Source organism: Pseudomonas sp. HMWF006, assembly GCF_003061205.1.
GTDB classification, from domain to species: domain Bacteria; phylum Pseudomonadota; class Gammaproteobacteria; order Pseudomonadales; family Pseudomonadaceae; genus Aquipseudomonas; species Aquipseudomonas monsensis.
Window position 1 is genome coordinate 7,053 of the sequence record NZ_QAIU01000273.1, and the last position, 8,336, is coordinate 15,388.

General features: G+C 63.1%; 8 protein-coding genes. 6 read left to right on the top strand and 2 right to left on the bottom strand.

The window, feature by feature from the left end; all coding sequences use genetic code 11:
* The 6 genes from DBR24_RS31950 to DBR24_RS11275 form a co-directional block, all read left to right on the top strand.
* Positions 1 to 750 (top strand): molybdopterin cofactor-binding domain-containing protein (locus DBR24_RS31950; protein WP_256591398.1); only part of this gene is annotated, 750 nt, incomplete at its 5' end.
* A gap of 17 nt (positions 751 to 767) precedes the next feature.
* Positions 768 to 2,120: a cytochrome c gene (locus DBR24_RS11255; RefSeq protein WP_128614774.1), complete on the top strand. Its 1,353-nt coding sequence runs from the start codon at positions 768 to 770 to the stop codon at positions 2,118 to 2,120.
* A gap of 12 nt (positions 2,121 to 2,132) precedes the next feature.
* Entirely contained in the window at positions 2,133 to 3,152 is a 1,020-nt protein-coding gene (locus DBR24_RS11260) for an XdhC family protein (RefSeq protein WP_128614775.1), read from the top strand.
* A gap of 92 nt (positions 3,153 to 3,244) precedes the next feature.
* Positions 3,245 to 3,703, top strand: coding sequence for a metallophosphoesterase family protein (locus tag DBR24_RS11265; protein ID WP_128614776.1), 459 nt, complete (start codon positions 3,245 to 3,247; stop codon positions 3,701 to 3,703).
* Between the two features lie 72 nt (positions 3,704 to 3,775).
* The gene (locus DBR24_RS11270) at positions 3,776 to 6,160 is read left to right on the top strand and encodes a DUF3772 domain-containing protein (RefSeq protein WP_128614777.1); all 2,385 of its coding nucleotides are present in this window, start codon (positions 3,776 to 3,778) and stop codon (positions 6,158 to 6,160) included.
* A gap of 134 nt (positions 6,161 to 6,294) precedes the next feature.
* Positions 6,295 to 6,993 carry a hypothetical protein gene (locus tag DBR24_RS11275; protein WP_123462921.1) on the top strand — a complete coding sequence of 233 codons (699 nt, stop codon included), beginning with the start codon at positions 6,295 to 6,297 and terminating at the stop codon, positions 6,991 to 6,993.
* A 143-nt stretch (positions 6,994 to 7,136) separates the two neighbouring features.
* Here DBR24_RS11275 and DBR24_RS11280 read toward each other — a convergent pair whose 3' ends face one another.
* Both DBR24_RS11280 and DBR24_RS11290 read right to left on the bottom strand, forming a co-directional pair.
* Positions 7,137 to 7,361 carry a hypothetical protein gene (locus tag DBR24_RS11280; RefSeq protein WP_123462919.1) on the bottom strand — a complete coding sequence of 75 codons (225 nt, stop codon included), beginning with the start codon at positions 7,359 to 7,361 and terminating at the stop codon, positions 7,137 to 7,139.
* Between the two features lie 134 nt (positions 7,362 to 7,495).
* The coding region (locus tag DBR24_RS11290; RefSeq protein WP_128614779.1) for a pyridoxal-dependent decarboxylase at positions 7,496 to 8,336 on the bottom strand (841 nt) is incomplete at its 5' end.

The following is an 8,336-nucleotide window of genomic DNA, read 5'->3' on the forward strand; positions in this document are numbered from 1 at the left end:
CAAGGCGAGAAACTCGACCCGACGGCGCTTGAAGGGTTGTCGGGCAAGTCCTACGCGATCGCCAACAAGCGGATCGCGCAGATCTACGCCAAAGGTCCGGCGATGCTCGGTTACTGGCGTTCAGTGGGCAATTCGCTCAACGATTTTTTCTATGAATCGTTCCTCGACGAACTGGCGGACAAGGGTGGCAAGGACCCGTTCGAACTGCGCCTGCATCTGCTGCGCGACAATCAACGGCTGACCACGCTGCTGCAGGCGGTGGGTGAACTCTCGGGCGGCTGGAAGCGCGGGCCGTTTACCGCCGAGGACGGCAGCAAACGTGCGCGCGGCGTGGCCATGGCTTCGCCATTCGGCACCGAGACGGCGGTGATCGCCGAGGTGTCCATCGAGCACGGCCAGGTCAAGGTCCACGACATTTGGCAGGCGATTGACCCGGGCAGCATCGTCAACCCGGCAATTGTCGAGGCTCAGGTCAATGGCGCGGTGGCGCTGGGGCTGTCGCAGACGCTGGTGGAAGAGGCCGTGTGGGTGGATGGCAAGCCCCGGGCACGCAACTACGACCTGTATCAGATCCTGCCGCCGGCGCGGATGGCACGGGTTCACGTGCGTGTCATCGAGAGCGGAGAAAAAATGGGCGGCATCGGTGAACCGCCGCTGCCCGCCGTCGCGCCGGCCGTCGCCAATGCAGTGGCAACGCTGACCGGACAACGGGTGCGCAGCCTGCCCATGAGCCGACACACCTTCACTTGATCAGCGCCGGAGCGTCCATGAATAACAGCCGATTCGCAAGAACCGCTGGCTGGCTGGCAGTGCCGTGCCTGGTCGCGGCAGGCCTGCTGGCCTGGTATGTCACACGCGAGCCCGTCTCGCGCCTTGAAACCCATCAAATCGCCGGGGCCGACATCGACCCGGCGCTGGTCGCCCGTGGTGAATACGTCGCCCGGCTCAGCGATTGCGTGGCCTGTCACAGCGTGCCGGGCGGCGCGCCGTTCGCCGGCGGCCTGGAAATGGCCACGCCGCTGGGCTCAATCCACGCAACCAATATCACCCCGGACACCGAAACCGGCATCGGCCACTACAGCCTTGCGGACTTTGACCGAGCGGTGCGCCACGGCGTGGCACCCGACAGTCGCCGTCTGTATCCGGCGATGCCCTACCCGTCTTACGCCAAGGTCAGTGATGACGACGTGCGTGCGCTGTATGCGTTTTTCATGAAAGGCGTCGCGCCGGTGAAACAGGCGAACATCCCGAGTGCAATTCCCTTTCCGCTGAATCTGCGCTGGCCGATTGCACTGTGGAACGGTGTGTTTGTCGACGCCGAACCTTACGCGGCCAAAGCCTCGCAGGATGAGGTGTGGAACCGCGGCGCGTATCTCGTCCAGGGCGCCGGGCACTGCGGCAGTTGCCATTCACCCCGAGGCCTGGCGTTCAACGAGAAGGCACTGGATGAGACCGGCAAGCCGTACCTCGCCGGCGCCTTGCTCGACGGCTGGTACGCACCGAGCCTGCGCGATGACCACAACACTGGGCTTGGGCGCTGGAGCGAAGCGGAAATCGTGCAGTTCCTCAAGACCGGTCGCAATAAACACGCGGTGGTCTACGGTTCGATGACCGAGGCCTTCAACAACTCCACGCAGTTCATGACCGACGACGATCTGACGGCGATTGCCCGTTACCTCAAGTCGTTGCCGGGCGATCCCCAGCGCGACGGCCAGCCCTGGCAGTATCAAGCGGTTTCGGCTGCGACGCGTCTGGACGCACCCGGTGCGCATACCTACGTGACACGCTGCGCCTCGTGCCACGGCCTGGACGGCAAGGGCCAGGCCGAATGGATGCCGCCACTGGCCGGTGCCACCTCCGCACTGGCCAGGGAAAGCGCCTCGGCGATCAACATCACCCTCAACGGTTCGCAGCGGGTCGTGGCGGCCGGTGTCCCGGACGCCTATCGCATGCCGGCCTTCCGTGAGCAATTGTCGGATCAGCAGATCGCCGACGTGCTGACCTTCATGCGCACCACTTGGGGCAATCAGGGCGGTGCCGTGGATGCGCAAGCAGTTGGCAAACTGCGTGAGCACACCGACCCGGCCAGCAGCAGCCCGATCATCCTGCAGATGCGCTAAGAGGAGACGCTGATGGAAAGCATCGACTTGCTGGTCCTGCGCACCGCGCGGGACTGGCTCGCCGCCGGCGAGCGGGTGTTGCTCGCCACGGTGGCGCGCACCTGGGGTTCTTCACCGCGCCCGACAGGTTCGATGATGGCCCTGCGCGACGACGGTCGTGTGGTGGGCAGCGTGTCCGGCGGCTGCATTGAGGATGACCTGATCCACCGCTATACCACGGCCCACGGCGGCAACGCTTTCAATGACAGCGCAGCGCAAGTGGTGCGCTATGGCGTCAGCGCCGACGAGGCGCATCGCTTCGGCTTGCCCTGCGGTGGCACGCTTGAGCTGATCCTCGAATTCAATCCGGCGTGGCAGTCACTCGATGGATTGCTGGTGCAACTGGACGCCGGGCAACTGGTTCGCCGGCGCCTGGCGTTGGCCTCCGGCCAGGTCACGCTCGAAGCCACGGCGACGCCCGAACAATTCAGCTTCGATGGCTCGCAGATGCTCAACACCCTGGGGCCGGGCTATCGAATGCTCATGATCGGTGCCGGGGCGCTGGCCGAGTACCTCGCGACCATGGCGTTGTTCAACGGGTTCAAGGTGGCGGTGTGCGATCCGCGTCCCGAGTACATCGAGACCTGGGCGGTGGACGGCGTGGAACGTATCGTCGGCATGCCCGATGACGTGGTCCGCGACTTCGCGGTCGATCTGCGCACCTGCATCGTCGCCTTGAGCCATGACCCCAAACTCGACGATCTGGCTCTGCTCGAAGCGCTCCACAGCCCGGCGTTCTACATCGGCGCCATTGGCTCGCGGCGCAACAGCCAGCTGCGCCGCGAACGGCTGATCGAGCATTTTGGTGAGACGCAAGCGTCACTTGAACGTCTGCACGGGCCGATCGGCCTCTACATAGGCAGCAAGACGCCGGCAGAAATCGCCGTCAGTGTGATGGCCGAAATTCTTGCAGCGAAGAATGGCGCCAGCCTGCCGAAGGCGTTTTCCATCGCCCGGGCCAAAGCGCAGCAAGGCCTGCCGGAGTCGATCTGACGCCAAAGATCGTCAGCGCAGCGCAACACGGTGTGTCTGCCCGAACGCAGGCCCTCAACCCAAACCGAACCGCGCCTGCTACGCTCCCCCTCATGAAAACCGCCATTATTTCCGACACCCACGGCCTGCTGCGCCCCGAAGCCCTCGCCGTCCTTGAGGGCAGCGACCTGATCATCCACGCCGGCGACATCGGCGCCCCGGAAATCCTCAGCCAGCTCGCCGCCATTGCCCCACTGCACGCCGTGCGCGGCAACAACGACCTCGACCTGCCCTGGGCCGCCGCCCTGCCCGACCACCTCAGTTTCGACCTCAACGGCTGGCCAACCCTGCTGACCCACGACATCGCCGACGTGCCCGCCCTGCTCACCAGCGCCATCAAACTGGTGATCACCGGCCACTCCCACAAGCCGCTGATCGAATGGCGCGAAAACTGTCTCTACCTGAACCCCGGCAGTGCCGGACGCCGCCGCTTCAAACTCCCGGTCACGCTTGCCTTGCTCGACGCCAGCCGCACCGCGCTTGAACCCGAGCTGATCCACCTTCTGCCGTGAAACTTTTCCTCCCCATCTCCCCCAATCACCTAACCTCATAGGCTGTGTGTTCCATTCGAGCCCGTCGCCCCCATGCGCAACGCATTGCAGTGTTTGTGGTTGACCGTACTGATCCTGCTCATCCCCGGCAGTCCGTCGCTGTGGGCGGCGGAGTTGCCGGCGCCGTCGGCGACCGCCGCCGCGCCGCTGCCGGTGATTTCCCAGAGTGATCTGCAAGCTCTGCAACAACGCCTTGATGCACTGAAACAGCAGATTTCTGCCGCGAACAATTACAACCAGCTCGAGGGCCCGCAGGATCGCGTGCAGGCGTTCATTCTGGATGTCGATAAGTTGTCGACGGCGTTGTTGCCGCAGCAGGCGCAACTGACGGTGCAACTGGGGGTGTTGGGGGCGGCGCCGGATACCGGAATTGCCTCGGAGCAGGCGGATATCATCGCGCAGCGGGCGTCGCTGACGGAGCAGAAGAACAAGGTCGATGCGACGCTCAAGAGCCTCGCGGCGTTGAAGCAGAGTGCGGCGGATCTGATCACGCAGATTGCCGGTATCCGGCGCACGCTGCTGGAGAGCGAGCTGACCCTGGGTACGGACAGTGTGCTGAACCCGGATTTCTGGTCGCCGCTGATCAACCCTTCGCCGGATGATCGCCAAAGGCTGCGCTTTTTCGTGCAGCAGATCGAAGAAACCTGGGCCACGGTGTGGGCGCCAGGGCAGCACGTTTATACGGTGCTGTTGGTGTTGCTGGCGCTGCTGATCTGGACGTACGGACGGCGGTTGGCCGAACGCGGGCTGACCTGGGTCTGCATTCATCGCATGCCGGAGGGGCGTCTGCGCCGCAGCGCGCTGGCGTTCGCTTCAGCCCTTGCGACCATTGCCACCACCGCCATCGCCCTGCATGTGCTGTTTTACGCCCTCACCCGCCACGCGCCGCTGACGCCGGTGCTGGCGACGTTTTCCGATGAGTTCGAAAAAGTCGTGTATGCCTGCGTGCTGATCACCGGGCTGAGCCGAGCCTTGCTGTCGACGCAACATCCGTCGTGGCGCCTGCCGGCGATTGCCGATCCGGTGGCGCTGGCGCTGAAGCCGTTCCCACGGATTCTGTCCTGCGCGTTGCTGGTGCTGGTGACGCTGGTGCAGGTCAGCAATGCCACGGGCATGAGCAGTCAGATTGTGCTCGCCGGGCGCGGCGTGATTGCCATGGTGGTGCTGGCGATTGTGGTGACGATGCTGTTGCAGGTGAGCAAGGCACGCAAGGCGATGATCGCCGCCAATGATGCGTCGGCGGCGGGCAGCACGTTCTCCGGTGTGATTTTCACCGTCGCCAGTCTGTCGATGTTCGTGGCGGCGATGGCGCTGCTCACCGGGTACGTGTCGCTGGCGCGGTTCATCACCTATGAATTGGTGTGGTCGTATATCGTCCTGTCCGGGTTCTACCTGTTGATCCAGGTGATCAAGGACGCCTGCGAGCATGTATTTTCGCCCAGACACGCCAGCGGCAAAGCGCTGAAACAGTTGCTCGGGGTGGGTGATCGACGCCTCGATCAGATGTCGATTCTGTTGTCCGGTTTCAGTCGTGCCGGGCTGTTGCTGCTGGCGGTGATCGCGCTGTTTGTCGGCGGCATCGGCACCACGCTGGGGCAGCTGGCGAGCAATATCATGGCGATTCTCGGCGGCGCCGGGTTGCGCAAGCTGAACATCGTTCCCGGCCATTTGTTCAACGCGGTGCTGGCGCTGATGATCGGCATCTGGCTGATCCGCGCCCTGCGCCGCTGGCTCGACAACGAATTTCTGCCCAAGACCGACATGGACCCCGGCATGTGTGCGTCGCTGAGCACGCTGTTTTCCAACATCGGTTATGCCTTCGTGATCCTGCTGACCCTGTCGTCGCTGGGCGTGAAGTGGACCAACCTGGCGTGGATCGTCAGTGCGCTGTCGGTGGGCATCGGTTTCGGTTTGCAGGAGATCGTGAAGAACTTCGTGTCGGGCCTGATTCTGCTGACCGAGCGGCCGGTGAAGGTCGGCGATCTGATCAGCATCAGCGGCGTCGAGGGCGATATCCGCCGCATCAACGTGCGCGCCACGGAAATCCAGCTCAGTGACCGCTCGATCGTGATCGTGCCGAACTCGCAACTGATCTCGCAGAACCTGCGTAACGTCACGCTCGGCGGCAGTGCCCAGGGCGTGGCGTCTCTGGAGTTGGTGTTTCCGCTGGATATCGACCCGGAAGAGGTGAAGGACCTGCTGCTCAACGCCTACTGCGAGAACGAAACCGTCCTCGAAAAACCGGCGCCGTTTGTGCGCTTCAGCAAGCTGACGCCGGACGGCATCACCTTGACGGTGACCGGGTACGTCGCCAGCCCGAGGATTGTCGGGGTGACCAAAAGCGATCTGCTGTTCGAGGTGCTCAAGCGACTGGGGGCGGCGGGGATCGCGCTGGCGAAGCCGGCGGAGAGTACCTAGGCAACCGGTGGGCGAATGAAAACGTCGGCAACGCTTTCGCAATGAACGGGGCCTGATTGACAGCTCAAGATTCCTCGACTTAGCTGGAGCGGAGCGATGGTGCCCTGTTACCCGTTAGTGAAAAGGAATTCACCTTGGCCTTCAATTCGGTTTGGCTCGGTTATGACGGATACCCAAGTCTGGTGCAGGCGTATCTCAACAGTCCTTGGTCGGCGGCCGCGCGCGCGATGCGCGGGGCGAATGCCGACTTCACCCTGGTCAATTACGCGACCTTCTTTTTTACTGTCCCCAACCCCTTCAACGGCGGCATTCCGGGCCCGTTCATCATCACGCAGCCGAGCGCCGCGTGCCACTCGGAAAAACAAGTGTGGATCGCGATACGCGGCGTTCAGTCGTTAAACCGTTTCAGTATCCCCAACTGGATGGTCGGCCAGGGCAACGCAGCGGGATTGGCCCGGCTGACCCCCGCACAGGCCCAGGCACTCGATGGCACCGTGATCCACGCGGTTTATACCGAGCGGCAACCGTGCGGCACCTGCAGTCCGTTTTTGAACGACATTCTGTTGGATAACACGCCGGTGTTCTGGCACTTCCCTTACCCCAGTCAAGAGACGTCAAAGCACAAGCACGACGACAATGACATTGTCGTCAATGGCTTGATGGCGATGTCACGCGACAAGACTTACGGGCAGTCGATGAAGGATCACACACGAGAGGGTCGGGTCGAAGGCAACAAGGACCTGCGCTCAGCCATGAAGTACATCGGCAAACAGCAGGCCGGCCAATACCCGACGCTCATGGCTACCATGGTCAACATGGACACCAGCGATTAACCGGACGGCGCCATCAGCCCCGCACGGGCGTCCCGTCGCCTGCTGTTTAAGGCACGTCCCCCCGCTAGAAGCCATAGGTGGCGCGAGCAGGCGTAAAAAAACCCGGTTGTTGAGGCCGGATTTTGTTGGTTACAGCGATCGACTCAGACATTCGAGCGGCGTTCGAGCAGACGGTCTGCGCCACCTTCCGCTACCCGGTTGCCCTGCAGATGATCCGAACCATCGGCGGCGACGGCATCGCTGAACAGCGGGTCGGTTTGGGTCGCAGCGGCTACCGCATCGCTGAACAGTGGATCGGTTTCGGTGGCGGCGAACGCGTTCAGTGCGAAAAGCGAGAAAGCGATGCCAAGCAGGGTTTGGCGTTTCATGATCAAGTGCTCCGTTGCGGTGGTTGGGTGTGGAGCCGATCTTACGCTGCGCTCTTCATATGAGAACTTCATTGAATTAATGGTTGTTATTGACGCCATCAATGCAATGTTCGACCTGTTCACCTCGACCGCTTTCACAGGTCGGCGAGTAACGCCTCGCAGCGTTGCTCATCCAGCCGGGTGTTCATGATGCAGAGGCGCATCACCGTTTCGCCTTGCCAGCTTGAAGGCACCACCAGCGCAATGCCATCACGCAGACAGCGCTGCGCCCAGTCATCGTAATCGCGCGCCTGCCAGCCCTCGCGCCGGAACAGGATCACGCTCAACCCGCACGCCGGAATCAGCGTCAGCCTTGGGTGACAGGCAATTCGCGTGCGCAGACGGGCACTCAGGTCGAGTATTTGCTCCAGGGTGTGCCGGTAAGCGCCGCTGCCATACACCGCCAGCGAAAACCACAGCGGCACGCCCCGCGCCCGGCGCGACAGGTGAAAGGCGTAGTGCATCGGGTTGCATTGCTGCGACTGGTTGATCTGCTCCAGATACGACGCGTCCTGGGTAAACGCCGCTGTGACCGGGCCCGGATTGGCATAGAGCAGCGCACAACAGTCATACGGCACGAACAGGCCCTTATGTGGGTCGATGATCAGCGAGTCGGCCAGTTCGATGCCGGCAAATGTCGCTCGCACACTCGGGACGCATAGAAACGCGCCGCCGTAGGCCGCATCGACATGGAACCAGATGTCGTGCCGTCGGGCGAGCTGGCCGACCCCGGCCAGGTCGTCGATCAGCCCCGCATTGGTCGAACCGGCCACCGCCACCACCGCCACCACCTGTTGCAGTCGGTCGTCGGCTTCAAGCTCTGCCAACGTGCGCGCCAACGCCGTCGCCGTCAGACGGCCCGTCTCATCGGAGGCGACAACCACGACGTGCAGATCGAGTAAGCGGGCACTGACGATGATTGACGAGTGGGCACCG